Here is a 26,238-nt window from a genome sequence, read left to right on the forward strand (position 1 = left end):
ATTCGTCGCCCGCGAGATCTACCGCCACCTACCCCGCACGATCCAAACCACTGAATCGCTCCCACAGACCGCTTGACGATCTATAGGAGCTTCCCACCGTCAGGAACCGGAGGAGATCCCCATGGCCGATCCCACCAGCACCGCCGCCAAGCCGACCGCCGCGGCGGACACCGCGGCCGGCCCGAAGACGATGGACGCCGGGAAGTGGGCCAACAAGCGGGTCTACCTCCGCCTGGTGATCTACACCGCGGGCATCCACGTCTTCGCCGGCTTCATCATGCTGCTGTTCGAGCTCGGCAGCCGCAACAAGTGACCCGCCCCGGGCCGTCGGTGACCTCCGGCGGCCCGCCGCACCGCCCGTCCGGCGGCACCGGCCCGGCCCGGCCGGGCTCACCGCTCGCGCAGCAGCTCGCAGAGCGCGGCCAGCGCCGCCGGGTAGGCGTGCTCGGGCGGGGCCGCGTAGCCGATCACCAGGGCCGGCGCGGCGCCCTCGCCGACGGCCCGGTCGGCGAGGTGCCAGGACAGCGTCCCCAGGGCCAGCCCGGCGGCCTCGGCCCGGGCCCGCAGCTCCGCCTCGGACGGCGAACCCGGCGGCAGCTCCAGGACGGCGTGCAGTCCGGCGGCGATGCCGGTGACCCGCACCCGCGGGGCGTGCTCCGCCAGGGCGGCGACCAGCTGGTCCCGCCGCCGCCGGTAGTGCAGCCGGCAGCGCCGCACGTGCCGGTCGTACGTCCCGGAGGTGATCAGCTCGGCGAGGATCAGCTGGTCGAGCACCGGGGACATCGTGTCGGCCAGCGCCTTCAGCCGGGCCACCGGCTCGACCAGCGCGTCCGGCAGGGCGAGCCAGGCCAGCCGCAGGCCCGGCGCGAGGCTCTTGGCGGCCGTGCCCGCGTACACCACCCGCTCCGGGTCGAGCGCCTGCATCGCGCCGACCGGCTGCCGGTCGTAGCGGAACTCGCCGTCGTAGTCGTCCTCGACGACGTACCGGTCCCGCTCGCGCGCCCAGCGGACGGCGGCGGCCCGGCGGTCGGCGGCCAGCGCCGAGCCGGTCGGGTACTGGTGCGCGGGGGTGAGCAGCACGGCGCCGCACCGGGAGTCGAGCCCGTCGAGCCGTTCGACCCGGGCGCCCGCCCCGTCCAGCGGCAGTGCGACGGTGCTCAGCCCGGCGGCCCGTAGGACGGCGTGCTGCGGGGGCAGGCCGTACCCCTCGACCGCGATGCCGCGGGCGCCGCGCTCCCGCAGGGCCGCGCCGAGCAGGCCCAGGCCCTGGGTGACGCCCGTGCAGATCAGCAGGTGGTCGGGGTCGGTGCGGACCCCGCGGACCCGGGCCAGGTAGTCGCAGAGTGCCTGCCGCAGCTCGATCCGGCCGAGCGGCCCGCCGTAGCCGAAGGCGTCGTGCGGTGCGGTGGCCAGGGCCCGGCGGGCCGCGGCGAGCCAGGCGGTGCGGGGGAACAGCGAGAGGTCGGGCCGGCCCGCCGACAGGTCGTGCCGGACGCTCCGGCCCCGCGCCGACGGCCGGGTGCTCCGCCGCCCGGGGCGCGGTGCGGCGCGCCGGGCGACGGTGGTGCCGGACCCCTGCCGGGACGTGAGCCAGCCCTCCGCGGTGAGCTGTCCGTACGCCTCGACGACGGTGTTCCGGGCGATACCGAGGTCCTCGCCGAGGGCCCGCGAGGACGGCAGCCGGGTGCCCGGTCCGAGGCGCCCGTCCTGGACGGCCTCGCGCAGGGCGTCCTCCAGGGCGACCCGCAACCCGGCACCGGCGGCCCGCCGCTCGGTGAGGTCCAGGTGCAGGTCGCCGCCGAAGGAGGTCCAGGAGCTGCTCATGGGGGCCGTTCTGTCCGGGGCGGTCGCGGTCCGTCCCGATTATCGCGCGGCGGCCCCGCGGCCCGGGGTCAGCTCCAGGTGGCGCCGGCCGGCTCCTCGATGGTGGTGTTGATGCGGTTGAAGAAGTTGGTCAGCGCGATCATCAGGATGATCGCGGAGAGCTGCTCCTCGTCGAAGTGGTCGGCGGCGGCGTCCCAGACGTCCTGCGGGACGGCCCGGCCCGAGCGGTCGGCGATCCGGGTGGCCGACTCGGTGAGTTCGAGGGCGGCGCGCTCCTCGTCGGAGAAGAACGGCGCCTCCCGCCACGCGGCGACCGCGTGCAGCCGCTCGTCGGTCTCGCCGTGCTGCTTGGCGCCGGTGACGCCGGCGAACACGCAGGCGCTGCAGCCGTTGATCTGACTGGCCCGCAGGTGCACCAGCTCCAGCACCTTCGGGGAGACGCCCCCCTGGTACATCGCCTTGTAGATGGTCTGGATACCGGTCATGGCCTCGGGCAGTACCATGGCGGGGTTCTTCATCCGAGCGGTGGTCATCGTCTGCTCCTCGTGGTCGGTTAGCGTCCGTCACAGGACCGACGGATCCCGACGCGAGGATGTGACAGATGGGCGAGGAAATTCTTCTGGCCGAGCGGTTCGAGGCGGAGCGGCCCCAACTCCGCTCCGTGGCCTACCGGATGCTTGGGTCGGTGGCCGAGGCGGAGGACGCCGTGCAGGAGGCCTGGCTGAAGATGAGCCGCACCGACGTGACGGGGGTGCGCAACCTCGGCGCCTGGCTCACCACCGTCGTCGGCCGGGTCTGTCTGGACCAGTTGCGCTCGCGCACCTCCCGTCGCGAGGACCCGCTGCCCGAGCAGGACGGACAGGTCCGGCTGCCGGACCCGGTGGTCAGCGGGCTGTCCACGCTGGACCCGGTGAACGAGATCCTGGTGGCGGACTCGGTCGGCATAGCGCTGATGGTCGTGCTGGAGACGCTCGCCCCGGCCGAGCGGCTGGCCTTCGTCCTGCACGACATGTTCGACGTGCCCTTCGACGAGATCGCGCCGGTCCTCGGCCGGACCGGCGCCTCCACCCGGCAGCTGGCCAGCCGCGCCCGCCGCCGCGTCCAGGGCGCCACCCCGGCCGCCGACGCCGACACGGCGCGCAAGCGCGAGGTGGTGGACGCCTTCCTGACCGCCTCCCGCGGCGGGGACTTCGAGGCGCTGCTCGCGGTGCTCGACCCGGAGGTGGTGGCCCGCTCCGACGGCGGCACGCTGGTGCCGAGCGTGCTGCGCCGCGGTGCGGCCGAGGTCGCCGCCCAGGCGATCACCTTCGCCCGCTTCGCGGCCGACGGCCGTCCGGTCCTGGTCAACGGCTCGCCCGGGGTGGTCTCCTTCGCCGGGGGCCGGGCGCTGTCGGTCATGTCGTTCACCATCCACGACGGCCGGATCACCGCGCTGGACATCCTCACCGACCCGACCCGGCTGGCCGCCCTCGGCCTCACCGGCTGACGGCCGGGCCGTCCGGCCCCGGCGCGACCGACACACTCCGATCGGAGCACTGTCCCCGCCGGGGCCGGACCCCGGGCCCAGACTCTGCCGCATGAACGAGAACGCTGCCGCATGAACGGGAACTGGGACGTCCGGGAGGCCGGTCCGGCCGACGCCCGGCACCGGGTGGTGCTGATCCCCGGCGGGATGTGCTCCGCGGTCTGGTACGAGGACGTGCTGGCCGACCCGTCGCTCGCCGCGGCCGGGATCCGGCTGACGGCCGTCACCCAGCCCGGCTTCGGGGGGACGGCCGCACCCGCGGACGTGTCGATGGACAACTACGCCCGGCTGATGGCCGGTTTCGCCGCCGAGCGCGGCTGCGACGTGCTGGTGGGCCACAGCCTGGGGGCCAACGTCGCCCTGGAGGCGGCCGGGGCCGGCCTGTTCGCCGGGCCGCTGGTGCTGCTCTCGCCGACCTTCTCCCGGCGGGACGAGGCGAGGTTCCTGGCCGTCATGGACCAGGTGGGGCACGTGCCCGGGCTCGGCGCGGCGGCCTGGGCCGCCCTGGTCAGGACACTGCCCCGGACGATGCGCGGCAGCCTGCCGCCGGACCGGGCCGACGCTCTGACGGCCGACCTCGGTCTGACCGAGGCGGGTTCCGCCCGGCGGATCGTCCGGGCCTACTACGAGTACCTGGACCGGCACGGCTCCCTCGTCGACCGGCTCTGCGGCACCGGCCTGCCGGCCTGGGTGGTCCGCGGCGACCACGACGAGATCGGCCTCCAGCCGGCCGAGCGCGCGGCCCTGGAGGCCTGCCCTCGGGTGACGACGGTGACCGTCCCGGACGCCGGCCACGCCGTGCTGGTCGAGCAGCCGGCCGCCGTCGCCGAGGTGGTGCTGGCCGCGGTCGCGAGCCTCTGACCCGGTCCGCCCCGGGCGGGCGGGCGGCGGGATCCGCCGGCCCCTGTCGCACCCACCCGCTACCGTGCCGCGCATGGCGAACTATGTACTCGTGGCCGGGGCGTGGCTCGGCGCGTGGGTGTGGGACGAGGTCGGCGCGGAGCTGCGGGCGGCGGGGCACGGGGTGCACCCGGTGACGCTGTCCGGGCTGGCGGAGCGGCGCGGGGAGCCGGCCGGGCAGCAGACGCACGTGGCGGACGTGGTGTCCGCGGTGGAGCGGCTCGACCTGCGGGACGTCGTGCTGGTCGGGCACAGCTACTCGGGCATCCCGGTGGGGCAGGCCGCGGAGCGGATCGGCGACCGGCTGACCGGGGTGGTCTTCGTGGACGCCAACGTGCCGGTGGACGGCGAGTCCTTCGCCGACCAGGGCGCGGAGCCGCCCGCGCTGGTGGCGGCGATCGCCGCGAACGGCGGGTTCTGGGCGCCGATGCCGGCGGCGGAGTTCGCCGAGCAGGGGCTGACGACGGAGCAGATCGACCGGATCGTCGCCGGCGCGACCCCGCACCCGGGCTCCTCGCTGACCGAACCGGCCGTGCTGGAGCGGCCGTTGGCCGCGCTGCCCGCCACCTACGTGAAGTGCCTGCTGGACTGGCCGGAGCCGCCGCCCGTGGTGGTGGAGCTGGTCGCGGGCGGCGGCTGGCGGCTGGTGGAGCTGGACACCGGGCACTGGCCGATGGTCTCGCAGCCGGTCGAACTCGCCCGCGTCCTGGCCCGGGTGTGAGCGCGGCGCGGGGCGATCGCAGCCCGGGGCGATCGGCTCAGAGGGACAGGTAGACCGCGCTGCCGACGCCGGCGACGAAGCAGTAGACGGCGAACGGCGTCAGGCTGCGGGTCTCGAAGTACTTGGTGAGGAAGCGCACCGAGACGTAACCGGCGACGAAGGCGGCGACGCTGCCGGCGACGACCGGGCCGAGGACGCCGGAGTTCTCCGGCTTGAACAGCTCGGGCACCTTCAGCACGGACGCGGCCAGGATGACGGGGGTGGCGAGCAGGAAGGAGAACCGGGCGGCGTCCTCGTGGTGCAGTCCGCGCAGGATGCCGGCGCTCATGGTGACGCCGGAGCGGCTGATGCCGGGGAAGAGCGCGAGGATCTGGGCGGCGCCGATCCAGGCGCCCTGGCCGTAGCCGAGCCGGGCCAGCCGGTGGTCGGAGGCGATCGCCGGGTCCAGCCCCGGCTCCTCGACGGGCGGGGCGGCGCGCCCGGCCCGCCGGCGGCCGGTGCCGCCGCGCTTGAGCCGCTCGGCGCCGAGCAGGACGAGCCCGTTGAGGGCGAGGAAGACCGCGGCCGGGACGGGCTTGCCGAGCGCGTGCCGCAGCGCCTTCTCCAGGGCGAGGCCGGCCACCCCGACCGGGATGGTGGAGACGATCAGCAGCCAGGCGAGCTTCTCGTCCCGGTCGGAGACCTTGCGGCGGCGGACCGAGCTGAGGAACCCGCTGATCACCCGGACCCAGTCCCTGCGGAAGAACACCACCAGGGCGAGCGCGGTGGCCAGGTGCAGTCCGACCAGCACGGCGAGGTAGGAGGAGCCCTCGGCGGTCATGTCGAGGTCCTGCTGGATCCTCCCGCCGATGAGGGCGGGCAGCAGGATGCTGTGGCCCAGGCTGGAGACCGGGAAGAGTTCCGTCACTCCCTGCAGCAGGCCGACGCCTATCGCTTCGGGGTAGGTCAGGGTGGACATCGCGCACCTTCGCTCGGGGGTCTGATCCGGGGGAGCCCCGCGAAGCTACTACGGGCATGTAGACGCCCGGCAGGGCCGCCGCCAGAAGTTCACCGAGCGGACGTCTGCGCGACACCGCGGGCCGGAGCGGGCGCTGGGGCGCTGCTCGGGTCGGGTGCTGCTCGGGTCGGGTGCCGTCGGGGACCGGCGCGCAGGGGGGGCGCTCAGGACCCGCCGTGCCGGTCCGGGCCGGGCGCCACCCGGCGCCACGCGCCGCCCCCGGCGGGCACCGGCGCGGGGGCGAAGTCGTAGCGCAGCCGGTCGGGTCCGAGGGCGAGCAGGGAGATCGAGGAGGATCCCCAGATCCGGCCGTCGCCGAAGTCCCGCTGCTGGATCAGCGCGGCGTCGTCGTCCAGCGGCAGCCCGTCGCCGGTGACGATCGGCAGCCACGCTCCCCAGGCCCGCTCGACGGGGCCGTCGCCGTGCGGCTCCGGTCGGGGCGCGGCCTCGAGGCGGGCCCGGAAGTGCTCGGCGCGGGCGGCCATCAGCGCGCGGATCCGCTCGGAGGCGGTCCGGTTCGCTGACAGGCCCTCCAGCCCGTCGTTGAGCACCACGCTGAGGTCGGGCGGCAGCTCGTGCTCCTCCAGCCGGCCGCCGCCCCAGCTGGTGACCCGGGCGCCGTCCGGCCGGGCGACGACGAGGTGGAAGGGGTCGTGGGGGGTGAGGTCGAGGTGGCCGATGCCGCCCTCCTGGACGGCGGTGAGGGCCAGCACGCCGCGGGAGCGCCGGGTGCCGGCCGGGGCGGCCGGGCCGAAGCCGTTCAACAGGCAGGCGGCGACGCGCCGTTCGGGGTCGGCGGCCAGCCAGGTCCCGCCGGCCGCGAGGTCCAGACCGCCGAGCAGGCCGGGCCGGTCCGGCCAGTGGTGGTCCGGCGGCAGCCAGGCCCGCCCGAGGTACTCGTCCCGGACGGAGAGGAGCAGCACCGGCACCGCCGCCCCGGGCTCGATGCTGACGAACGCCGTGCACACGATCCTGGCCCCCTGACCTCGTCCTACCGGCGATCCTCGCACGCCCGTTCGCGTACCGGAACGCCGGAACCCCGCTCCGCCGCGGGCCGTCCGTGGCAGACTCGGCGGGGCCGGCGGGCGGGCCGAAGTGGCCCAAGGATCCGCAGCCCGAATGCACCAGGGAAACGGGCCACCGGCTCCCTAGGCTGGCTGTCATGACGACCACCGACACCCCGTCCGACGCCTACGTCCCGGCTCCCGCCCCGCGCCTCTCCCTGCCGACCCTGGCCCCCGAGTTCTACCGGGCCATGGCCGCCGTGGACCGCACCTCCCGGCAGGGTCTGGACCCGGTGCTCGCCGAGCTGGTCAAGGTGCACGCCTCGATGCTCAACGGCTGCGCCTTCTGCATCGACATGCACTCCACCGACGCCGTGAAGAACGGCGAGCGCGACCACCGCCTGCTCTCCCTCCCGGCCTGGCGCGAGACCCCCTGGTTCACCGCCCGGGAGCGCGCCGCGCTGGCCCTCACCGAGTCGGTCACCATGCTGGTCCCGGGCCACGTGCCGGACGAGGTGTACGACGAGGCCGCCGCGCAGTTCGACGAGACCGAGCTGGCCCAGCTGATCGCGCTGATCGCCACCATCAACGCCTGGAACCGGATCGGCGTGGCCACCCGCCTCAGCCCGGCCGCGAAGTGAGGACCGTGCACGTGACCGCCGTGGACGCGAAGGACCGGCAGGAGAAGGCCCGGCTGCTCCGGGAACTGCACCGCCCCGGCGACCCGCTGGTGCTGGCCAACGCCTGGGACGCGGCGAGCGCCCGGCTGGTGGCCGCCGCCGGGGCCCGGGCGGTGGCGACGGCCAGTGCGGGCGTCTGCTGGTCGCTGGGCAGCCCGGACGGCGGCGGCGCCGACCGGGACGAGGTGCTGGCGCGGACCGCCCAGGTGGTCCGCGCGGTCGGCCTGCCGGTCACCGCCGACCTGGAGGCCGGCTACGCGGAGACGGCCGCCGGGGTCGGCGGGAGCGTCACCGCCCTGCTGGCGACCGGCGCGGTCGGGGTGAACCTGGAGGACGAGGAGCGCACCGCCGAGGACGCCGCCGAGCGGATCGCCGCCGCCCGGGCGGCCGCCGACGCGGCGGGCGTCCCGGCCTTCGTCAACGCGCGCACCGACGTCTTCCTGCGCGGCCTGGGCGCACCGGAGGGCCGGCTGGACGAGGCGGTGCGCCGGCTGCGGGCGTACGTCGCGGCGGGCGCGGACGGCGTCTTCGTGCCCGGCGTGGCCGACCGGGCCACCATCGCGGCCCTGGTCGCGGCGGTGCCCGCCCCGCTGAACGTGCTGGCCGGACCGGGCTCGCCGTCGGTCGCCGAACTGGCGGAGCTCGGCGTGGCCCGGATCAGCCTCGGCCCCGGCCTGTTCAAGGCGGCGTACGCGGCGGTCCGCCGGGCCGCCGAGGAGGTGTACGGGACGGGCACCTACGCCGCGCTCGACGGGGGCCTGACCTACCCGGAACTCAACGAGCTCTCCAGGGACCGCCCGTAGTACGGGGCCGGTCCGGCGGGATCCCGCCGGACCGGCCACGGCGGCACCCCGCGGGCGGCGGGCCGGCCGGGCGGACGGGGGCGCCCGGCCGGCCCGGCGGCGTCAGCCGATCTGCCCGCTGAGGCCCGGGTGGCTCATCTGGTTGGTGCCGACGGCCTCCACCTCCTGGGCGGTGTGCCCGACCACCGGCAGCTTGCCGGCGGCGTGGATGGCGAGGTCGGCCGGGGAGAGGTTGAGGCCGTCGGTGAGGCCCCCGGTGGCGTCCGGGGAGCTCGCGGTCTGGGTGGTGGCGGACGCCGCCGGTGCGGCGAGCGCGAGGCCCGCCATGGTGAGGGCGGCCAGGGTGGCGAGTTTCTTCATGCACTGCCGAACGACCCGGGCCGCCTCAGGTAACCGGACGGCTCAGACCGTCACCCTCAGGGTCCGCACGCTGTTGCTGACGAACGAGGTGATCGGCTCCGGCTCGGCGCCCTCGGCCAGGGCCAGCCCGGGGAACCGCCCGAACAGGTGCCGCAGCGCGGTCTCCGCCTCCAGCCGGGCCAACCCGGACCCGAGGCAGAAGTGCGGGCCGTGGCCGAGCGAGAGGTGGCGGTTGGGCTGCCGGGTGAGGTCGAAGCGGTCGGCGTCCGGGTGGTGCCCGGCGTCCCGGCCGGCCGCCGCGTAGGAGGCGAGCAGCGCCTCGCCGCGCCGGATCACCACGTCCCCGACCTCGATGTCCTCGGTCGCGTAGCGCAGCGGGAACTGGCCGACCGGCGAGTCGTAGCGCAGCGTCTCCTCGACCACCGCCGACCAGGGCTGCTCGCCGTCGAGCACCAGGCGCAGCTGGTCGGGGTGGGCGAGCAGGGCCCGGACGGCGTTGGTGATCAGGTTGAGCGTGGTCTCGTGCCCGGCGACCAGCATCAGCAGCAGGGTGCCGACCAGTTCGGCCTCGCTGAGCCGGTCCCCGCTCTCGCGGGCGGCTATCAGGTCGGTGGTCAGGTCGTCGCCGGGCTCGGCCCGCTTGGCCGCCACCACCGCGCCCAGCAGCGCGAACAGGCCCTGCTGCGCGGCGATCGCGGCCTCCGGGGTGGCGGAGCTGGAGACCAGGGTGTCGGACAGCTCGTGCAGCGCGTCCTGCTGCTCCAGCGCCAGGCCGAGCAGTTCGCCGATCACCTGCATCGGCAGCGGGTAGGCGAAGTGCTCGCGCAGGTCGAACGGGCCGTCCAGTTCGGCGACGGCGTCGAGCAGGGCGACGGTGCGGGCCTCGATCGCGGGTGCCAGGTCGGCGATCCGGCGCGGGGTGAAGGCCTGGCTGACCAGGCCGCGCAGCCGGCGGTGGTCCTCGCCGTCGGCGGTGACCATGCCGGGCACGGTGACGAAGTTGAGCAGCGGCCAGCCCGGCGGCAGCCGTCCCTCCCGGAAGGTCGTCCAGAGCTGGGCGTTCTTGCCCACCCGGGGGTCGGCGAGCAGCGCCTGCAGGGTGTCGTGGTGGGTTATCGCCCAGACCACCACCCCGCCAGGGAGCTCCACCAGGACCGCGGGGCCGGCCGCCCGGAGCCGGGCGTTCTCGGCGTGCTGGTCGCGTCCGAAGGGGTCGAGCCGGACGGGCTCGGCTCCGCGGCCGGGTGCGGTGCCGTCGACGGTGGTGTCCATGCGGGCCTCTCGGGGGCTGGCGGGCGGGGCGGGGTGAAGGCGCTGTAGAGCACCGGCAGGCCGAGCAGGGCCCGGGACCACGGGGACGGCCGCCAGGCCAGGTCGGCGGGCGGGACGGCGAGCTGGAGGTCCGGCAGGCGGTGCAGCAGCGTCTCGACGGTGGTCTCGACGATGATCCGGGCGGGGTGCTGGGCCGGGCAGACGTGCCGGCCGGCGCCCCAGGCGAGGTGCGCCCGGTTGCCGCCGAGCGAGCCCTGCGCGGCGGAGGCGAGGCCCTGGGCGGCCGGGTCGGCGTTGGCCGCGGCCAGGCCGAGCACCAGCATGTCGCCGGCGCTGATGTACTGGCCGCCGAGGACGGTGTCCCCGGTGGCCCAGCGGCCGGGGAAGTTCTGCGTCGGCGGGTCGCGCCAGAGCACCTCCTCCAGCGCGTCGGAGACGGTGAGCCGCCCGCCGGTGAGGGTGGCCCGGAAGCGGCGGTCGGTGAGCAGCAGCCGCAGCGTGTTGCCGGTCCAGTTGATGGAGGTCTCGTTGCCCGCGACCATCATCACCACCAGGTGGTGCACGGCCTCCTCGTCGGTCAGCGCGGCCGGGTGGGCGAGCAGCCAGGAGGTCAGGTCGGCGCTGGGGGCGCTGCGGCGGCGGCGGACCAGGTCGACCAGGATCGCCTGGAACTCGGCGCTGGCGCGCACCGACTCGGGGCCGCTGTCCACGAAGTGGCTGATCAGCTCGACCAGTCGGGGCCCGGCCTCGCGCGGCAGGCCGACCAGCTGGGTGAAGACCAGCAGCGGCAGCGGGCGGGCGTACTGGGAGATCAGGTCGGCGGTGCCGTCCGGGCCCCAGCTGTCGATGAGGTCGTTGGCGCAGGCCTCGGTGGTCTCGCGCAGCTTCCGGTGGTCGATCTGGGCGAGGGTGTCCGAGACCGCGGCGCGCAGCCGCTGGTGCTCGGCGCCGTCCAGGTTGAGCAGGGTGGGGCGCCAGGAGGTCATCGGCAGCAGCCGGGAGTCGGCGGCCAGCCGGCCCTCGGCGGGCACCCGCCAGCGGCGCGAGTCCTTGGAGAACAGCGCCTCGTTGCGGGTGAGTTCGAGCAGCTCGGGGTAGCCGAGGACGAGCCAGGCCTCGACCCCGGGCTCCAGCTCGATGGGGGCGACGGGGCCGTGGCGCCGGCGCAGCCGGTCGTAGAGGCCGTGCGGGTCCTCGGCGACGGCGGGGCCGTACAGCGGGGTCAGCGGGACGCCGGCGGGCAGGCCGCCGCCGTGCGCGACCGGGCAGCCGGGGGAGGCGGTGCCGGGATCGGGGGCGGTCATCCCTGCAGCTCCAGGATCGAGCTGCGGTGCAGGTGGTCGACGAAGTCGATCAGCAGGTCGTAGGACTGCCGCCGGTCGCGGGCGTCGCAGTACAGGATCGGGACGTCCGGCAGCAGGTCGAGCGCCGAGCGCAGCTCGTCCTCGGGGTAACTCGGGGTGTCCGGGAAGGTGTTGACCGCGACGGCGAAGGGGATGCGCTGCTCCTCGAGGCGGCCGAGCACGTCGAAGCTCTCGTCGGGGCGGCGCAGGTCGACCATCGCGACGGCGCCGAGCGCGCCGCGCGACAGGTCGTCCCAGAGCGGCCAGAACCGCTGCTGTCCGGGGGTGCCGAACAGGTACAGCGCGAGCCGCGGGTTGAGCGTGATCCGGCCGAAGTCCAGCGCGACCGTGGTGGTGGTCTTGCCGGCGCGCCCGGTGAGGTCGTCCACGCCGCTGCTGGCGGCGGTCATGGTCTCCTCGGTGCGCAGCGGGGTGATCTCGCTGAGCGAGCCGACCAGCGTGGTCTTGCCGACCCCGAACGGGCCGGTGACCAGGATCTTGACCGCGCCCTGGACGGAGGGCGGCAGGTACCGCGGCCCGCCGGACCGGCCGTCGGTGGAGCCGTGGGCCCCGGTCGTCCCGGGGGCGGCCCCGGCTTCAGCGGAGTTGGCGGAGGCCAACGAGCACCTCTTCCAGGAGGGTTGCGGGCAGGCGTTCGGCCTGCGGGACGGGCGGGAGCACCTGCACGGCGCCGAGGTCCCAGAGGTCGCCGACCAGGACCTTGACGACGCCGAGCGGCAGCCCCAGGTGGGCCGCCACCTCGGCGATGGACAGCAGGCTGTGGCAGAGCGCCAGGATGCGCCGGTGCTCCCGGTTGAGCAGTGCGTGCTCGGGGAGCTCCGGCGGGTCGGCTAACGCGCTGACCAGGCTCTCGACGGCCAGCTCGGCCCGGGTGGGCCGGCTGCGGCCGCCGGTGATGACGTAGGGCCGGACCGGCCCGCTCACCGGTGCCCCCCCGCCGCGTGGTCGACGCGCGGCGGGCTGGTGAGGTGGCTGCCGATCCGCTCGACCAGGACCTGCATCTGGTACGCGACCAGGCCGGCGTCCACGGCCTCGCCGGTCACCACGGCCAGGTGCGCCCCGGCACCGGCGGCGACGATGAACAGGTAGCCGCCGCCGTACTCGATGATGATCTGCCGGGTGGCGCTGGCCGGCCCGCCGAACCCGACGGCGACGCCGCGGGCCAGCGACTGCAGCCCGGAGCAGGCGGCGGCGAGCCGTTCGGCGTCCTCCCGCGCGATGTTCGTGCTGCGCCCGATCTCCAGGCCGTCGTTGGAGACGACGACGGCGTGCTGGACCTGCGGGACGTTGACGATGTCGGCGAGCAGCCAGCCGAGGTCAGGGGTGGTGGTCATGGAACTCTCCGGAGCGCTGGGGAAGTCGGGGGGAGGCGGGCAGGGAAGGGTCGGGCTGGGCCTGGGCGCGGGCGGCCGATCGGCCGCTGGCGGTGCCGGCCTGGAACATCGCCATGAACGCCTGCGCGTCCCGGGCCGAGCGGTGCGGCGGGGCGGGCGGGGGCGGGGGAGAGGCGTGCTGGGCGGGGCGGGCGGCGCGGTCGCGCCGGTGGCTCCGGCGGGGCAGCGGCGGCGGGGTGTCCGCGGCTGCGGGGGGTCGGCCGGCCGGCGGCGCCTCCACCAGGGGGTGGTCGGCGGGGTGGCCGGCCGGGCGGGGGTCGGCGGTGAACGCCCGGTCGTCCGGTCCGAGGCCGGGGACGGTGGGCGGCAGCGGTTCGGTGAGCAGGGCGTTCGGCAGCAGCACGACGACCCGGACGCCGCCGTACGGGGACGGCGCCGAGCTGAGGGTGACCCGGAAGCCGTACTGCTCGGCGAGGCGGCCGACGGCGGCCAGGCCCAGCTGCGGCACCTCGCCCAGCCGGGAGACCTCCAGGGTGCTGCCCCCGGCCAGGGCGTCGGCGGCCTTGGCGACGGCCTGCTCCGGCATGCCGACGCCGCCGTCGTCGATCTCGATGACGGCGCCGTTGTGCACCGGCATCAGGGTGACGAACACCTGGGTGCTGGGCGGGGAGTAGCGGGTGGCGTTGTCCAGCAGCTCGGCGACGGCGTGGATCAGGGCCTCGGCGGCGGCGCCGACGACGGCGGTCTCGATCCGGCTGCGGACGACCACCCGCTGGAACGGCAGGATCCGCGACTGGGCGCCGCGCACGACGTCCTCCAGGGAGACCGGTTCGGGCCAGTGGCGGCCGGCCCGGGCCCCGCACAGGACGGCCAGGGTCTGGGCGAGCCTGGCCTGTTGGGCCGCGGCGTGGTCCGCCTTGAGCAGGCCCTCCAGCAGTGCCGGGTCGTCGTGGGTGCGTTCCATCTCGTCGAGCAGGGCCTGCTGGTCGTGGGCCATGACGAGGATGCGGCGGGCCACGCTGAGGAAGGCCCGCTGGGTGGAGGCGGTGTGCTCCTGCTCCTGCTGGACGGCGGCCAGGTCGGCTCCGCGGCGGGAGAGTTCGGTGCCGAGCTCCTCCCGGAGCCGGGCGAGGTCGCGCCGCAGCCGGTCGGCGCGGCGGCGGTGGGTGACGGACACGGCGCGGTATCGCGCGGCGGCCACGAGGGCGAGGACGGCGAGCACGCCGGTTGCCGTTGCGCACCACTGAGTCATCGTCACGCGGCGAATTCTAGGGTGATGATCCTACGAAGGTGTGAACGGATCTCGCCAAGTGACCGGATCTCGTCAATATCCAGTCAATACGGCGTCAAACCGGCGTCGTTCGGACGCGATCGGGGCGCCCGGGGACGATTCGCCCCGCCCGGGTGCTCGTGGGGCCGGGCCCGGAGCGGGTCGCGAATGGCCGAGTCGCATCCGGTGATGTGGGGGGAACGTGTGCACGGTGTTACGGAAGGGGCGACGTCCGGTGCAGGAGCAGCAGGGCCACGTCGTCCGGCCGGGACCGCCGCTCGGTCACGTTCAGGGTCAGCAGGTCCGCCAGCCGTTCGAGCGCGGGCGCCGCGCCGATCCGGTCCGGGCCGGTCCGGCGGGCCCACAGCTCCAGCCCGCCGAGCATCCGCTGCACCGACTCGTCGTAGTCCTCCTCGCGGTCCTCGACCAGTCCGTCGGTGTACGCCAGCAGCGTCTCGCCGACCGCCAGTCGGCCGACCGTGAGCGGGTACGGCTGCCCCGGGTCCACGCCCAGCGGCGGCCCGCCCGGCACGTCCAGCTCGACGGCCCGGGCGTCCGCGACCCGGACCGGCGGCGGGTGCCCGGCCCGGGCGGCGGTCAGCGCCCCGTCGGCCGGGTCCAGGGTCAGGTAGAGGCAGGTCGCGAACAGGTCGGTGTCCAGCTCGGCCAGCAGCCGGCTGGTCCGGGCCAGCGTGGCGGCCGGGTCGTGCCCGTCCGTCGCGTACGCGCGCAGACCGCTGCGCAGCTGGCCCATCACCGCCGTCGCCTCGGCGTTGTGACCCTGGACGTCGCCGATCACCAGCCCGATCCGGCCGTCCGGCAGCCGGAGCAGGTCGTACCAGTCGCCGCCGATCTGCATGCCCTCGGTGCTCGGCAGGTAGCGGGCGGCACTGGCGATCCCGGGCAGCCGGGGCAGCGTGCGCGGGAGCATCGCGCGCTGCAGCTGGGTGGCCCGGTGGTGGTGGGTGTCGTACAGCCGGGCCCGCTCCAGGGACTGCGCCAGGATCCCGGCGAAGGCCGAGTACAGGGTGCGGTCCTCCCGGCTGAAGGCGCGCTCGGTGGCGAAGGTGATCAGGCAGGAGCCCACCTGCCGCCCGGAGGCGATCAGCGGCAGCACCGCCCAGGCGGCCGGGGTCAGCGGGCCGCGCTGGCCGCGGGCCGCGCCGGGTTCGCTGAACAGCGGGGCGGAGCGGGTCAGGGCGTGCTGCATCACGCCCTCGGAGAGGTCCGCGAGCCGGGTCAGTTCGGTGCGGCGCGGGCCCCCGTACACGGTGTGCGAGACGGGCAGCAGCCGGCCCTCGTCCACCAGGTCCAGCACGATGCTGGCGGCGCCGAAGGCCGGTCGGGCGACGTCGGTGACGGTGGTGGTGACGTCCCGGACGGTCACCGCCCGGGACAGGGCGCGGGTGAGTGCCAGCAGCAGGGCGGTCCGGGCGGTGGCCGGGGCGTCGCGCCGGGCCGTGTCGGGCGCGGCGCCGGCGGGGGCGGCGCCGGCGCGGGCGGTGGGCGAGCCGGGGCCGGTGGGAGCACCCGCGGGCTCCTCCGGGCGCTCCCGCCCGGGCCTGCGGCCGTGCTCGCGGTCGGCGAACAGCCCTGCGATCCGGACGGGGCGGCCGTGGACGTCCAGCATCACCTCGCCGGTCTCCTCGATGCTGGCCGCCCGGCCGCCCCCGCGCAGCACCCGGTACGCGATCCGGTACCGCCCGCCGGTGGCGAGCGCCTCGGCGACCGCCGCCTGGACGTCCGGCAGGTCCTCGGGGTGGACGATCCGGTCCAGTTCCGGGGCGGCGCCGTCCGGGGCGGCCGGCTGGCCGGTGATCCGGAACGCCTCGGCGTCCCAGTAGCTCTCCCCGGTGACGAGGTCGCGCTCGAAGGCGCCGTGCCCGGCGGCCCGGACGGCCAGCGACAGCATCGGGTGGGCCAGGCCGGCGGGCCGGCCGGAGTCCTCGGGGGCCGGCGCGGGGCCCTGCGGGCGCCGGGCGTCCGCGTGGTCGAGCAGGTGGGACAGCCGGTGGGCGCAGGCGTCGCCGATGGTCTCCAGGACGTCCAGGTCGCGGCGGGGGACGGTGCCCCGGTGGGCCAGCGCCAGGGCGAGCACGCCGACCGGCCGCTCGTCGACGATCATCGGCAGGGTGATCACGGCGACCATCCCGGTACCCATGCCGGCGTTCCGGTTCGGGTAGTCGACGCTGGTGTGCTCGGGGGTGAGCAGGTAGGGGCGGCGCAGCCGCAGCGCCATCGCGGCGGGGAGGTCGCCGGCCGGGTCGACGGTGCTGTACCGCTCGTGGGCCCAGTCCGGCAGGCCGTGCGAGGCCGTCAGCCGGAGCATTCCGGCCGGGTCCAGCAGGTAGAGCGCGGAACCCTCGCCGGTGATCCAGCCGGGGCCCTCGGCGAGGACGGTGCCGAGCAGCTCGGCGGCGGTGGTGCAGGAGAGCAGTAAGCGCACGCAGCGCATGGCGCTGCGGCCGCCCGGACTGCTGGGCTGCGTCCGGCTGTCGTCCTCGGACGGGGGGAGCCACGGCGAGGTCAGGTCCATCGGATACCCGGCCTTTCCGTTCCGAGGAGGGTGGTGGGTGCCCTTTGGGTGCCCGGAGGGGCACTTAATTCTTAATACCTTATTTCTCAAGTGGGTGCTGAAGCGGGTGAACGGCGCCCCCGCAGCCCCACCGGCACCGGTGCTCCCGCCCTCCCCGCCGCGGGCCCGGGCCGGTCGGCGCCCCGGCGGCGGGCTCAGGCCGAGGGCCAGGAGCGCAGGCCGGTGGTGAGGGTGCTGATCAGCCGGTCGTGGGTGGTGGTGAGGTCCTCGGCGAGCTGGAAGGCGCCGGCGATGGAGAGCGAGGCGAAGCCGTGGGCGACGGAGCGGACGGTGCGCGCCGCGTGGATCACCTCCGGGCCGTCGAGGCCGTACTCCCGGAGGACGGCGATGATCACGCCCACCAGCCGGGCCGCCGCGCGGGAGAGGTCGTCGTCGGGCTGCGGGGCCTGGGGCAGCGCGGCGTAGCGGTGCGGGTGCTCGGCGGCGTACGCGTGGTAGGCGCGCAGGACGGCGGCGACGGCGTCGTCCCCGCTGCGGCCGACGGCGGCCTCGGCCAGCCGGTCCGCGAGCTCCTCGGTGACCCGGACGGCGAGCAGCCGGCGCAGCTCGGCGAGCCCGCCGCTGACGTGCTTGTAGAGCGAGGGGGTGGCGACCCCGGCCCGGGCCGCGACGGCGGCCAGGGTGAGGGCTTCGGAGCCCTGTTCGTCGATGAGGGCGAGGGCGTGGCCGACGACCTGGTCGGGGGTCAGTCCTACTCGGGGCATGGTGCGGTCTCTCCGTGGACGGGCGGACGGGCGGGCGGGCGGTGCGGACGACCGGGGCGGGCCCGGGCGCGGCGGGGCGGACCGGGCTCGGGCGAGCGGGCCCGCGGCCGGGGCCGGGCGTCAGGCGTCAGGCGAGCTCGGCGAGGAAGGGCAGCAGGGCGCCGGCGGTGGCCTCCGGGGCGTCGGCCATCGGGTAGTGGCCGGATCCCTCGATCATGACCTTCCGGGCGCCGAGCGCCGCGGTCTGCCGGTCGGCGACGGCCTCCGGGTCGGGGAAGTCGGGGTCCTTGCCGCCCATGACGACGAGCGCGGGGCAGCGGACGGCGGCGGTCCAGCCGATCGGCGCGGAGTCGCCGGAGACGTGTCCGCGGGTGGCCGTCCGGCGGCCCGGGGTGCGCATGGCGGCGACGAGTCCGTCGACGTAGGCGTCGAAGTCGGCGGGCCTGGCACCGGGGAAGGCGAGCTTGCGGTGGTAGAAGCCCCAGAAGGCCGGCCAGTGGACGATCAGGGCGCCCATCGCGCGGACGACGCCGCGCATGAGGGCGTTGGCCGGGGGGTTCTCGACGAAGGCGTCGATAAGGGCGATCCCGGCGACCCGCTGCGGGGCGTCACCGGCGACCTTGACGACGGTCGCGCCGGTGTAGGAGTTGCCGACGAGCACGGCGCGTTCGATGCCGAGGTGGTTCAGCAGGGCCAGGACGTCGGTGGCGATGGCGGCGGGTGAGTAGTCGTCCCAGACGATCGACGACTCGCCGAAGCCGCGCAGGTCCATGGTGATGACGCGGTGGCCGGCGGCGGTCAGCAGCGGGTGCAGGTGCCGGTAGGCGGCGCGGGTGTCGAGCATCCCGGGGAGCAGGACGACGGGGGCGCCGTCGCCCTGCCGGGTGTCGTCGTAGGCGATGCGCCCGCCGGGGACGTCGAGGTACTGGGTGCTGGTGGCGCTGGTGGCGTTCATGGTGGGCCTCCTGGGACCGCCGCTGCGGGTCGTCGGCGTCTGCCGATAGCCATAAAGCTAAGGCTAATAGCCTTAGCCGTCAAGCCCTCGGTGCCGTCCGCCCCCGGGGTCCCGCGGTGCCCGCTCAGACCCCGTCGACCTTGAACGGGTCGTGCTCGCTGAGCAGCTTCTCCAGCCGGGCCTGGTCCACCCGGGTGACGATCTCGTTGGTCTCCTGCCGGTCCCGGACCACCTTGGCGAGCGTGAAGGACGAGGTGACGGTGTAGAGGAGCCCGATCGCCAGGAAGGCGCGGGTCCAGCCGCCGACCGGCAGGTAGGCGATCCCGACGGCGAGGGCTCCGCCGGACAGCGCGAAGGAGAGCACGGCCTGGATGTAGTACGCGGCCGTGGTGCGGGACTGCATCGGTGCGTTCATGGCGTCAGGATGCGGCGGGGTGATCGGTCCGCACATGAGTAGGCGTACTCAGATGGGGGGTCGTTCGCTGACGTTCGATCACGTCGAGCGGCTCAATGCCGGTCAATGGGGACAAAACCCGCCATCACCTACCAGAGCGCCCTGGTCATCTGCGGTCGTCCCGGGCGGACGGCTTGGAATCGGGGCGCCCTAGGATTAACGTTTGATAACGCAGCGCGGTCGTCAACGCCGTACCCAGACGGCACCGTGCGCCGTCGCCTAATCCCGCCGGCCGGCCTCCGGGCAGGCCAGGGAGCCGGGGAACCACGTTCCTTGGGGTGAATCGGCGGGGCCCAGGCCCGGCCGTAGGAGACCTTCCTGCTCCGAACCCGTCAGCTAACCCGGTAGGCGCGAAGGAAGGAAAGGAGCGCGCCTCCGTGGCGTCGACGCACACCCCGGCACACCCGGCCGGCCCCGCAGCCGGTACCCGGCTCCTCGACCACCCCGGCATGGCCGACCTGGAGCACCCCGCCCCGGAAGCCGACGCCAACCGGCACCGGATGCCGCGTCAGACCCGCGGAGCCTCCCCGCTGCTCGGCGTCACCGCCGTCGCGGCCACCCTGGGCGCCACCGGCTTCGCCTCCGCCACCCCGGCTGCCGCGCCCGCCGTCGAGGCCCCCGACGAGACCCCGGTCGCCCTCTCCGCCGACCCCGGGCTCGCGCTCGCCGCCCGGATCCAGCAGCAGGCCGACAGCCAGCGCACCGCCGCCGAGGAGGGCGCCCGCGTCCAGGCCGCCAAGGAGGCCGAGGCCAAGGCCGCCGCCAAGGAGGCCGAGGCCAAGCGGGCCGCCGAGGAGGCCGAGCGGGCCAAGGCCGCCGCCCTCACCCTGCCGGTGAAGGACTACAACCTCTCCGCCCACTACGGCCAGAGCGCCCGCTACTGGGCCCACCTGCACACCGGTCTGGACTTCGCCGCCGACACCGGGACCCCGGTCTTCGCGGTCGGCCAGGGCACCATCACCTCGGCCGGCTGGTCCGGTTCGTACGGCTACCGGATCGTCGAGACCCTGCCCGACGGCACCGAGATCTGGTACTGCCACCTCTCCTCGATCATCAAGGGCTCCGGCAAGGTCACCTCCGGCCAGCAGATCGGCAAGGTCGGCGCCACCGGCAACGTCACCGGCCCCCACCTGCACCTGGAGGTCCGCCCCGGCGGCGGCGCCCCGGTCGACCCGGAGACCTGGCTGGAGCAGCGCGGCCTCACCCCCTGAGCCGATCCTCCCGCCGGCACCCGCTGAGCCGGCACCCGCCGGCCCCCGCCGACCCCCGTCGACCGCGGCGGGCCGCGGTGGACCCGAACGGACCGGAGCCCCGGCCGCACGCGTGCGGCCGGGGCTCCGGCACGGCGCCCCGCGGGCGGCTACTCCTGCGGCAGCGCCGCCAGGTAGGCGTCGATCTCCTCCTGCCCCGGCTCCGGTGCGAGGTCCGGGAACTCCTCCAGCAGCAGCCGCGCCAGCCCCGGGACGGTCCACTCGCCGCACAGGTCGAGCGCGGCCTGCGCCGCAGCCTCCTCGAACTCCCCGAAGTCACCGGACAGTTCGTCCGGCATCGGCCGGCCCGCGGCGGTCAGCTCCGCCAGGTTGCGGTAGCTGCGCCGCATCAGCCCCTGCTCCAGCAGCCGGCGCGCGCCGTCCGTCGCCATGCCGACCGACAGCACCCGGGCCGGCCCCCAGCCCTGCTCGTCCAGCTCGTCCAGCCAGCCGGTCGGGACCAGCGCGGCGATCGCGGCCAGCCGCTCCTCCTCCGCCAGCTCCCGGAAGCCGTCCAGCCAGGCCCGCACCGCCGCCGGGTCCGCGACGTCCACCTCGTACGCGTGCAGCAGCAGCGCGTACAGCCGGGGCCAGGTCACCAGGTCGGCCCGGCGCAGCAGTCCGGCCGCGACCTCGCCCTGCCACTCGGCCTCGGCGTGCAGCCGCTCCTGCCGCTTGGCGTTCAGCCGCCGGGCCGCCCGCTGGTGGTCCACCAGCAGCTCGACCGCGGCGCCGTACGCCAGCGGGTCCGTCTCCGGCCCGGGCTGGACGTAGAGGTGGAGACGCTCGTAGAGCAGGTGCTCCACCGCGTTCGAGGTCAGCTCGGGCCAGCCGTCGTGCATCCTGCCCCCGCCCAGCTCCAGCAGGGCCAGGACGGCTCGCAGCGGCCCCTCGGCCACCGGGACGCGGCCCTCCGCCGCCGCCCAGGCGAGCAGGTCGGCGGCCCTGGTGCGCGGGGCGAGCCGCAGGTCTTCGTCGTTCATAGCCCGAACGGTAACCGCTGGCCGGGGGTAGGGTCGCCAGCCATGGTCCCCGTACGACTCACCGGCTCCCGGCTGGCCATCCGCGAGTACCACCACACCCCCGGGGACGTGGACGCGCTGCACGCGCTGTTCGGCGACCCGGAGGTCACCCGGTACCTCCCGTTCGACCCCTGGGACCGCGAGACCTGCGCCGACCAGATCGAGCTCTACCTGGAGGAGGCGCTCGCGCGGGAACGGCGGACGTACCAGCTCGCCGTCACCCGGCGCGAGGACGCCGAGGACCCGGCGGACGCCACCCCGATCGCCCACGCCTCCCTGACCCTCGGCACCGGCCGCTGCGCCGAGCTCGGCTACGCGGTCGGCCGCGGGGCCCGCGGACGCGGTCACGCGGGCGAGATCGTCGGCCTGCTCTGCGGGCTGGCCTTCGGCGCCCTCGGCCTGCGCCGCCTCACCGCCCGGGTCGACGTGGACAACCGGGCCTCCGCCGCGGTGCTCACCCGGCTCGGGTTCCGGGCGCAGGGGCCGGTCCGACACGACCCGCCCGGGGGCGGCGTCCGGTCCGGCGCGCACCGGTACGCGCTGACCACCGGGGAGTGGGCCGGCCCGGCCGGCCGGCGCACGAGGCCGACCCGGCTCGGCTGACCCCGCCGGGCCGACCCCGCCCGGCCGGTCCGCACGGCTGAGCGCGCTCCCGGACCGGGGGGTTAACCCCACCCCCGATCCGCCGGGTCCCCGGATCGTTCCGCACCGCCCGCTCGACCAGACTGGCCGGGTCAGCAACCGAGAACGAGGGACCGAGGCCGGGACATGAGCAGCAGCCGAAGCATGCAGGAGCGCGACTGGGACGTCCTCGGCGGTTACGGCGACGACCCGTACCGCACCCCCGCCCGCTCCAGCCGGCCCGGGTCGGTGCCGTCCTTCTGGCGGGCGCCGTTCTCCGGGCAGTACTACCGCGAGATCGGCTACGCGCTCACCGGCCTGCCGGTGGCCGTCGTCGGCTTCTCCCTCGTGATCACCCTGTTCTGCCTGGGGCTCGGCACCGTCGTCACCGTCCTCGGCCTGCCCGTGCTGGCCGGCCTGACCACCGCCGCCCGGGGCCTGGGCCGGACGGAGCGGGCCCGCGCCCGCGGCATGCTGGGCCTGGACGTCCCCGAGCCGGAGCCGGTGCGCCAGGTCCGCCCGGGCACCTGGGGCGCGATCACCGCGCGGCTGGCCGACCCGGCCGGCTGGAAGGCCGCGCTCCACCAGGTGGTGATGTTCCCGTGGGCGGTCTTCAGCTTCACCATGACGACGACGTTCCTGCTGCTCGGCTGGGCGATGGCGCTCTACCCGGCGTACCACTGGGTGTTCCCGACCTTCACCGACTGGCGCGGCTACCGGCTCTTCGACTTCTCCGACAGCGACCACGTCCGGCACGTCTACTACGTCGAGGGGGCCTGGCAGATCGCCGCCTTCTCGCTGGCCGGCGTGCTGCTCGTCCTGCTCACCGCGCAGCTGGTCCGCGGCCTGACCGCCGTGAACCGGTCCGCCGCCCGGAGCCTGCTCGCCGGCTGACCCCCGCCCGGCCGCCGACCCCCGCCCGCCGACACCGGCCCCGCCCCCGTCCGGAGACCCCCGGATGCGGGCGGGGCCGCCGCGTGTTCCGATGGCCGGGTGGCCGCCGTACGCACCCCCGCCGACCGGGGCACCGGGGCCGGGCCCGCCGCCCGGCCGGCCGCCGAGGCCCCGGTCGCGGTGGACGCCGCCGTCCTCGTCACCTCCCGGCCACTGGACGAGTACTGCGCTCTGTTCGACCTCACCCGGTCCCAACTCGCCGCCCTTCCCGGCCCGTTGCTTGACTGCCCCGGCGGTGCGGCCGGGCTGGCCGCCGAAGCGCGCGAACTGGGCTGCCGGGTGATCGCCGCCGACCCGGCCTACGTGCTCCCCGCCCCCGAGGTCGCCGCCCACGCGCTGGCCGCCCGGGCCTCGATGGCCGCGGCGATGGCCGCCCGGCCCCACCTGTACCCGGCGCCGCACCCCTACCGCTCCGAGCGCTACCTGCGCAGCTGGGACCGCGCCCGCCGGCTCTTCACCGCCGACGCGGCCGCGCACCCGCAGCGCTACGTGGCCGCCGCACTGCCCCGGCTGCCCTTCGCCGACGGCTCCTTCGCCCTCACCCTGAGCGCCTACCTGCTCTTCGCCTACCCCGAACGGTTCGGCATCGAAGGGCAGGTGGCCGCACTGGCCGAACTCGTCCGGGTCACCTCCCCGGACGGCGAGGTCCGGGTCCAGCCGCTGCACGACGGCCACGGCCGCCGCTGCGGCCACCTCGACCCGCTGCGCCGCGCGCTCGGCGAGCGCTGCATCGCCAGCGAGATCCGCCGCTTCCCCCGCGCCGAGGACGGCCGGACCCGCCGCCTCCTGGTGCTGCGGGCCGCCGACCACCGCCGCCGGGCCGCCCGGGACGGGTCCTAGCTAGGGAGCGCCGGTCGAGCCCGGATCCGGCGCCGCGGCCGGACCGGGCACCGGCACCGGCCCGGGTGCCGCGGCCGGATCCGGGAACGGACCGGGAACACCGGCCGGATCCGGGGACGGCACCGCCTGGGCGCCGCCCGACTGGGCTGGGACGAAGGCCGCCGGCCCGAGCCGGGACAGTATCTTCTCGGCCAGCCAGCTGCGGTCCGACCCGTACGGGATCCCGTCCGGCAGCATCAGCTGCCCGGCCACCGCGTCCCGCAGCCGCTGCGCCTCGGGGCCGGGCAGCCGGGAGAGCAGGCCGCGGGCGGCCAGCAGCGCGTGGTACTGCTCGAAGCCCGAGCGCGGGTGCTCGATCGCGTCCAGCACGCTCGGCAGGTGGGCGAGCGACGGGTCGCCCTGCATCAGCGCGAGGGCCTGGATCCGCCGGCCCTCGGACCCGTCCGCGTAGAGGTCCCGCACCTGGTCGGAGGTGAGCGCGGAGCGGCGCGCGGTCGAGCGGACCTCGGCCACCACGCCGTCCGGCCCGGCCGAGGGGGAGGCGGCGGGCGGCAGCTGTCCGGCCAGCGCGGCCGGCTGTTCCGCGCTGCCGCCCAGCAGCCCGAGCTGCTGCATCGCGCGGACCCGCAGGTCGTCGGCGCCCACCTTGTCGCCCTTGCGGTCGCGGTCCTGCCCGGCGAGGAAGAGGTCGAGGGCCTGGTCGGCGTCGGTCAGCACCTGCGGCAGCGCGAGCCGGGTGACCAGCCAGCCGGCCAGGAAGCCGAAGACCAGGAAGTACAGCACCAGCGCCGCGGCGAAGGGGGCGGCGCCCTCGCCCCCGCCGAGCGCCGGCGAGAGCGCGGCGCCGAGCTGGTGCAGCCGTTCGCCGAGCGAGCCGAGCTGGGTCAGCCCGACGCCCAGCAGGACCTTGGTCAGCCAGTCGGACACCTGCTCCAGGTTGGTGTTCGGCGCGTACGAGCCCTGCGGCTCGCCGGTGCCGCCGCCGCGCACCCGCGGCACCCCGAACAGGAAGCCCAGCGCACCGCCGAGCACCGCGGAGGCGCCGGTCACCACCAGGCCGCCGCCGAGGGCCTGCCAGCCGTGCTCCCGCCCGAGCGAGAACAGCAGCAGTCCGAGCAGGCCCGTCCCGGCCAGCACCCCGGTGGCGGCCCACCGGGCCGTCCGCAGGGCCGCCGTGCCGCCCCGCTGCCGCGCCTTCGTCATCGCCGCCCACCCCCTGTGTCCGCGCCGCTCCGCTCCGGAACCCCGCGCCGACTCTAGCGCCGCGGCCCCACCCCGGGAACGACCCGGGGGAGGCCCGGGTACGACGCGGGCGGGCGCGGATCCGCGGGGGTGACATCGGGGGGTGGGGGTGGTGCGGACGCCTCCGGACAGCAGACAGCCCGCGGGCTGCTCCTCCGCGCCGGCCCGTGCACTGGCCGGGCGCCGAGGCACCGGGGATGTTCCGGTGAGCCCGCGGGCCGGGTGACTGCTGTGGATTTCGCCTGCCGGAGGCCTCGGGCCTCTCCCTGCGCAGGCAGGGGCGGCTCTAGCGAGCAGCCACCTCACGCATCCTGAAGGAACTCAACTCAGGATCACCTCCTTTCAGTGTGCCGCCACGATAGGCAGCCCACCGCGGGGAGGGCAACGGATTATTCGCGGCCACCGTCCGGGCGTCCGCAGGGCGGTGGCCGCGCCCGGTCAGGCGGACTTGATCTGGTTCTCGAACTTGGAGAAGTCGATGGTGTTGTCGGCCGGCGGGGCCTGGACGGTGATCGGCTTGTCGAAGTCGCTGAAGTCGACGCTGCCGTTGCCGTCCTTGGCGCCGGTGTGCTCGATCCGGACGGGGTACGGCTTGCCCTCGGTGGCGACGTGGATGGTGGAGACCTCGCCCTTGGTGTCGGTGACCTTGAGGCTGAAGGTCTTCACGCCGTTGACGGTGCCGGCGGAGCCCTTCTCGGCCTTGCCGTCCGAGCCGTCGTCCTCGACGATCTTCTTGCTGAACTCGGCGAGGTTGCAGACGGAGGCGAGCGACTGCATCTTCGGGTCGGTGGCCGGACCGGTCAGGTAGCGGCCCTTGAACAGCTCCGCGGCCTGGGCGCCGTTCGGGCCGCCGAGGTTGGTCCAGAACGCCTTGTCGGGCTTGACGTAGGTGGTCTTGCCGTCGCTGATGATCTCGAACTGGCCCTTGTCCCCGGCGGACATGGTGCCGTTGCACTGGCCCTTGGTGTCCACGGCCAGGTTGAACTCGGTCTTGCCGTCCTCGTCGACGATCGAGCCGGCGATCTTGAGGGAGGTGGCGCCGGCGAGGGCGTCCTTGGCCTGCTTCTCGATGTCCTGCGCGCTCAGCTTGTCGGTGTCGAGCTTCTGCGGGGCCGCCGCGGCGCCCGCGCCGGTCTTGGCGTCGCCCTTGGTGTCGCCCTTGTTGTCGCCGCATGCGGCGGTGCCCGCCGCCAGGAGCAGGCAGATCGCGGCGGTGCTGGCCAGGCGCTTCGACAGCATGAGGTGCTTCCTAATCCGGGCGCGGCCCGGCCGCCCCCAACTGGATGAATTTTTCCTCAGTATGGTCGAGGCCACGGACAGCAGATCTTGGAACGGGCCCCCGTTACAGCTTCGTGGCAGGACCGTGGCCTCGCTTTGCCCGGGGAACGCGAAAGGCCCGGAGGACGGATCCTCCGGGCCTTTTGTGCTACTGAGTAGCGGGGACAGGATTTGAACCTGCGACCTCTGGGTTATGAGCCCAGCGAGCTACCGAGCTGCTCCACCCCGCGTCGGTGAACACAACAATACGGGGAAGTCGCCGCGATGG

27 protein-coding genes, 1 tRNA gene and 1 riboswitch are annotated in these 26,238 nt (G+C 75.4%); of the genes, 10 read left to right on the forward strand and 18 right to left on the reverse strand.

All coding sequences use genetic code 11. From position 1 onward, the window contains the following. Positions 1-121 precede the first annotated feature (121 nt). Positions 122-313, forward strand: a complete 192-nt coding sequence (locus AB0N04_RS35730) for a DUF6126 family protein (protein ID WP_360218501.1) — start codon at positions 122-124, stop codon at positions 311-313. 77 nt (positions 314-390) lie between these two features. On the opposite strand, the gene AB0N04_RS35735 is transcribed toward AB0N04_RS35730, so the two are convergent. Then, positions 391-1,824, reverse strand: coding sequence for a PLP-dependent aminotransferase family protein (locus AB0N04_RS35735; protein WP_360218504.1), 1,434 nt, complete (start codon positions 1,822-1,824; stop codon positions 391-393). A 68-nt stretch (positions 1,825-1,892) separates the two neighbouring features. Next, positions 1,893-2,357 (reverse strand): carboxymuconolactone decarboxylase family protein, encoded by a 465-nt coding sequence (locus AB0N04_RS35740; RefSeq protein WP_360218507.1) that lies wholly within the window; start codon positions 2,355-2,357, stop codon positions 1,893-1,895. 68 nt (positions 2,358-2,425) lie between these two features. Between AB0N04_RS35740 and sigJ the strand changes: the two genes are divergently transcribed. From sigJ to AB0N04_RS35755, 3 genes are all read left to right on the forward strand, one after another. After that, positions 2,426-3,310: an RNA polymerase sigma factor SigJ gene (sigJ, locus tag AB0N04_RS35745; RefSeq protein WP_360218510.1), complete on the forward strand. Its 885-nt coding sequence runs from the start codon at positions 2,426-2,428 to the stop codon at positions 3,308-3,310. Between the two features lie 111 nt (positions 3,311-3,421). Beyond that, the gene (locus AB0N04_RS35750; RefSeq protein ID WP_360218513.1) at positions 3,422-4,210 is read left to right on the forward strand and encodes an alpha/beta hydrolase; all 789 of its coding nucleotides are present in this window, start codon (positions 3,422-3,424) and stop codon (positions 4,208-4,210) included. 73 nt (positions 4,211-4,283) lie between these two features. Next, the gene (locus tag AB0N04_RS35755; RefSeq protein ID WP_360218516.1) at positions 4,284-4,970 is read left to right on the forward strand and encodes an alpha/beta hydrolase; all 687 of its coding nucleotides are present in this window, start codon (positions 4,284-4,286) and stop codon (positions 4,968-4,970) included. Positions 4,971-5,007: 37 nt separating this feature from the next. On the opposite strand, the gene AB0N04_RS35760 is transcribed toward AB0N04_RS35755, so the two are convergent. After that, on the reverse strand, positions 5,008-5,928 hold the full coding sequence (locus tag AB0N04_RS35760) for an undecaprenyl-diphosphate phosphatase (protein ID WP_360218519.1): 921 nt from the start codon (positions 5,926-5,928) through the stop codon (positions 5,008-5,010). 203 nt (positions 5,929-6,131) lie between these two features. Then, positions 6,132-6,935, reverse strand: coding sequence for an NRDE family protein (locus tag AB0N04_RS35765; protein ID WP_360218522.1), 804 nt, complete (start codon positions 6,933-6,935; stop codon positions 6,132-6,134). A 194-nt stretch (positions 6,936-7,129) separates the two neighbouring features. Between AB0N04_RS35765 and AB0N04_RS35770 the strand changes: the two genes are divergently transcribed. Then, complete coding sequence (locus tag AB0N04_RS35770; protein ID WP_360218525.1) at positions 7,130-7,612, forward strand: carboxymuconolactone decarboxylase family protein; 483 nt, start codon at positions 7,130-7,132, stop codon at positions 7,610-7,612. 20 nt (positions 7,613-7,632) lie between these two features. Beyond that, the gene (locus AB0N04_RS35775; RefSeq protein WP_360218605.1) at positions 7,633-8,454 is read left to right on the forward strand and encodes an isocitrate lyase/phosphoenolpyruvate mutase family protein; all 822 of its coding nucleotides are present in this window, start codon (positions 7,633-7,635) and stop codon (positions 8,452-8,454) included. Between the two features lie 102 nt (positions 8,455-8,556). Here AB0N04_RS35775 and AB0N04_RS35780 read toward each other — a convergent pair whose 3' ends face one another. The 10 genes from AB0N04_RS35780 to AB0N04_RS35825 form a co-directional block, all read right to left on the reverse strand. Next, on the reverse strand, positions 8,557-8,814 hold the full coding sequence (locus tag AB0N04_RS35780; RefSeq protein ID WP_360218528.1) for a hypothetical protein: 258 nt from the start codon (positions 8,812-8,814) through the stop codon (positions 8,557-8,559). A gap of 42 nt (positions 8,815-8,856) precedes the next feature. Beyond that, positions 8,857-10,086 carry a cytochrome P450 gene (locus tag AB0N04_RS35785; protein ID WP_360218531.1) on the reverse strand — a complete coding sequence of 410 codons (1,230 nt, stop codon included), beginning with the start codon at positions 10,084-10,086 and terminating at the stop codon, positions 8,857-8,859. A 1,300-nt stretch (positions 10,087-11,386) separates the two neighbouring features. Continuing rightward, positions 11,387-11,956, reverse strand: coding sequence for an ATP/GTP-binding protein (locus tag AB0N04_RS35790; protein WP_360218608.1), 570 nt, complete (start codon positions 11,954-11,956; stop codon positions 11,387-11,389). Between the two features lie 70 nt (positions 11,957-12,026). Continuing rightward, entirely contained in the window at positions 12,027-12,374 is a 348-nt protein-coding gene (locus tag AB0N04_RS35795) for a DUF742 domain-containing protein (protein WP_360218534.1), read from the reverse strand. After that, the gene (locus tag AB0N04_RS35800) at positions 12,371-12,784 is read right to left on the reverse strand and encodes a roadblock/LC7 domain-containing protein (RefSeq protein ID WP_360218537.1); all 414 of its coding nucleotides are present in this window, start codon (positions 12,782-12,784) and stop codon (positions 12,371-12,373) included. Before AB0N04_RS35800 ends, AB0N04_RS35795 begins: the two co-directional genes overlap by 4 nt. Further along, a complete protein-coding gene (locus tag AB0N04_RS35805; protein WP_360218611.1) occupies positions 12,768-14,036 on the reverse strand; it encodes a sensor histidine kinase in 1,269 nt (422 codons plus the stop codon). Before AB0N04_RS35805 ends, AB0N04_RS35800 begins: the two co-directional genes overlap by 17 nt. 232 nt (positions 14,037-14,268) lie before the next feature. Beyond that, positions 14,269-16,590 (reverse strand): SpoIIE family protein phosphatase, encoded by a 2,322-nt coding sequence (locus tag AB0N04_RS35810; protein WP_360218540.1) that lies wholly within the window; start codon positions 16,588-16,590, stop codon positions 14,269-14,271. A gap of 194 nt (positions 16,591-16,784) precedes the next feature. After that, positions 16,785-17,354, reverse strand: a complete 570-nt coding sequence (locus AB0N04_RS35815; RefSeq protein WP_360218543.1) for a TetR-like C-terminal domain-containing protein — start codon at positions 17,352-17,354, stop codon at positions 16,785-16,787. 127 nt (positions 17,355-17,481) lie between these two features. Then, on the reverse strand, positions 17,482-18,309 hold the full coding sequence (locus AB0N04_RS35820; RefSeq protein ID WP_360218546.1) for an alpha/beta hydrolase: 828 nt from the start codon (positions 18,307-18,309) through the stop codon (positions 17,482-17,484). A gap of 124 nt (positions 18,310-18,433) precedes the next feature. After that, positions 18,434-18,724 carry a YiaA/YiaB family inner membrane protein gene (locus AB0N04_RS35825; protein ID WP_360218549.1) on the reverse strand — a complete coding sequence of 97 codons (291 nt, stop codon included), beginning with the start codon at positions 18,722-18,724 and terminating at the stop codon, positions 18,434-18,436. A gap of 245 nt (positions 18,725-18,969) precedes the next feature. Then, a riboswitch (cyclic di-AMP (ydaO/yuaA leader) is annotated at positions 18,970-19,128 on the forward strand. Positions 19,129-19,140: 12 nt separating this feature from the next. Between AB0N04_RS35825 and AB0N04_RS35830 the strand changes: the two genes are divergently transcribed. Further along, positions 19,141-19,974, forward strand: coding sequence for a M23 family metallopeptidase (locus tag AB0N04_RS35830; RefSeq protein WP_360218551.1), 834 nt, complete (start codon positions 19,141-19,143; stop codon positions 19,972-19,974). A 149-nt stretch (positions 19,975-20,123) separates the two neighbouring features. Here AB0N04_RS35830 and AB0N04_RS35835 read toward each other — a convergent pair whose 3' ends face one another. Further along, complete coding sequence (locus AB0N04_RS35835) at positions 20,124-20,996, reverse strand: hypothetical protein (protein ID WP_360218554.1); 873 nt, start codon at positions 20,994-20,996, stop codon at positions 20,124-20,126. Positions 20,997-21,038: 42 nt separating this feature from the next. Between AB0N04_RS35835 and AB0N04_RS35840 the strand changes: the two genes are divergently transcribed. The 3 genes from AB0N04_RS35840 (at position 21,039) to AB0N04_RS35850 (ending at position 23,450) form a co-directional block, all read left to right on the forward strand. Next, a complete protein-coding gene (locus tag AB0N04_RS35840) occupies positions 21,039-21,638 on the forward strand; it encodes a GNAT family N-acetyltransferase (protein WP_360218557.1) in 600 nt (199 codons plus the stop codon). Between the two features lie 165 nt (positions 21,639-21,803). Then, a complete protein-coding gene (locus AB0N04_RS35845; RefSeq protein WP_360218560.1) occupies positions 21,804-22,550 on the forward strand; it encodes a sensor domain-containing protein in 747 nt (248 codons plus the stop codon). A gap of 99 nt (positions 22,551-22,649) precedes the next feature. Further along, positions 22,650-23,450 carry a class I SAM-dependent methyltransferase gene (locus AB0N04_RS35850; protein ID WP_360218563.1) on the forward strand — a complete coding sequence of 267 codons (801 nt, stop codon included), beginning with the start codon at positions 22,650-22,652 and terminating at the stop codon, positions 23,448-23,450. Here the strand turns inward: AB0N04_RS35850 and AB0N04_RS35855 are convergent, their stop codons facing one another. From AB0N04_RS35855 to AB0N04_RS35865, 3 genes are all read right to left on the reverse strand, one after another. Continuing rightward, entirely contained in the window at positions 23,451-24,653 is a 1,203-nt protein-coding gene (locus AB0N04_RS35855) for a hypothetical protein (RefSeq protein WP_360218566.1), read from the reverse strand. 477 nt (positions 24,654-25,130) lie between these two features. Then, positions 25,131-25,931, reverse strand: a complete 801-nt coding sequence (locus tag AB0N04_RS35860; protein ID WP_360218570.1) for a hypothetical protein — start codon at positions 25,929-25,931, stop codon at positions 25,131-25,133. A gap of 195 nt (positions 25,932-26,126) precedes the next feature. After that, a tRNA-Met gene (locus AB0N04_RS35865) sits at positions 26,127-26,200 on the reverse strand. Positions 26,201-26,238: the final 38 nt, after the last annotated feature.

The sequence above is a fragment of the Kitasatospora sp. NPDC051702 genome, assembly GCF_040681575.1.
In the GTDB taxonomy this organism is placed as follows: Bacteria; Actinomycetota; Actinomycetes; order Streptomycetales; family Streptomycetaceae; genus Kitasatospora.

Bases quoted from the DNA above. Each gene is read 5' to 3' on its own strand.
- AB0N04_RS35730 (WP_360218501.1), top strand. From the start codon at position 122: ATGGCCGATCCCACCAGCACCGCCGCCAAGCCGACCGCCGCGGCGGAC.
- AB0N04_RS35735 (WP_360218504.1), bottom strand. From the start codon at position 1,824: ATGAGCAGCTCCTGGACCTCCTTCGGCGGCGACCTGCACCTGGACCTC.
- AB0N04_RS35740 (WP_360218507.1), bottom strand. From the start codon at position 2,357: ATGACCACCGCTCGGATGAAGAACCCCGCCATGGTACTGCCCGAGGCC.
- sigJ (WP_360218510.1), top strand. From the start codon at position 2,426: ATGGGCGAGGAAATTCTTCTGGCCGAGCGGTTCGAGGCGGAGCGGCCC.
- AB0N04_RS35750 (WP_360218513.1), top strand. From the start codon at position 3,422: ATGAACGGGAACTGGGACGTCCGGGAGGCCGGTCCGGCCGACGCCCGG.
- AB0N04_RS35755 (WP_360218516.1), top strand. From the start codon at position 4,284: ATGGCGAACTATGTACTCGTGGCCGGGGCGTGGCTCGGCGCGTGGGTG.
- AB0N04_RS35760 (WP_360218519.1), bottom strand. From the start codon at position 5,928: ATGTCCACCCTGACCTACCCCGAAGCGATAGGCGTCGGCCTGCTGCAG.
- AB0N04_RS35770 (WP_360218525.1), top strand. From the start codon at position 7,130: ATGACGACCACCGACACCCCGTCCGACGCCTACGTCCCGGCTCCCGCC.
- AB0N04_RS35780 (WP_360218528.1), bottom strand. From the start codon at position 8,814: ATGAAGAAACTCGCCACCCTGGCCGCCCTCACCATGGCGGGCCTCGCG.
- AB0N04_RS35785 (WP_360218531.1), bottom strand. From the start codon at position 10,086: ATGGACACCACCGTCGACGGCACCGCACCCGGCCGCGGAGCCGAGCCC.
- AB0N04_RS35800 (WP_360218537.1), bottom strand. From the start codon at position 12,784: ATGACCACCACCCCTGACCTCGGCTGGCTGCTCGCCGACATCGTCAAC.
- AB0N04_RS35805 (WP_360218611.1), bottom strand. From the start codon at position 14,036: ATGACTCAGTGGTGCGCAACGGCAACCGGCGTGCTCGCCGTCCTCGCC.
- AB0N04_RS35810 (WP_360218540.1), bottom strand. From the start codon at position 16,590: ATGGACCTGACCTCGCCGTGGCTCCCCCCGTCCGAGGACGACAGCCGG.
- AB0N04_RS35815 (WP_360218543.1), bottom strand. From the start codon at position 17,354: ATGCCCCGAGTAGGACTGACCCCCGACCAGGTCGTCGGCCACGCCCTC.
- AB0N04_RS35820 (WP_360218546.1), bottom strand. From the start codon at position 18,309: ATGAACGCCACCAGCGCCACCAGCACCCAGTACCTCGACGTCCCCGGC.
- AB0N04_RS35825 (WP_360218549.1), bottom strand. From the start codon at position 18,724: ATGAACGCACCGATGCAGTCCCGCACCACGGCCGCGTACTACATCCAG.
- AB0N04_RS35835 (WP_360218554.1), bottom strand. From the start codon at position 20,996: ATGAACGACGAAGACCTGCGGCTCGCCCCGCGCACCAGGGCCGCCGAC.
- AB0N04_RS35840 (WP_360218557.1), top strand. From the start codon at position 21,039: ATGGTCCCCGTACGACTCACCGGCTCCCGGCTGGCCATCCGCGAGTAC.
- AB0N04_RS35845 (WP_360218560.1), top strand. From the start codon at position 21,804: ATGAGCAGCAGCCGAAGCATGCAGGAGCGCGACTGGGACGTCCTCGGC.
- AB0N04_RS35855 (WP_360218566.1), bottom strand. From the start codon at position 24,653: ATGACGAAGGCGCGGCAGCGGGGCGGCACGGCGGCCCTGCGGACGGCC.
- AB0N04_RS35860 (WP_360218570.1), bottom strand. From the start codon at position 25,931: ATGCTGTCGAAGCGCCTGGCCAGCACCGCCGCGATCTGCCTGCTCCTG.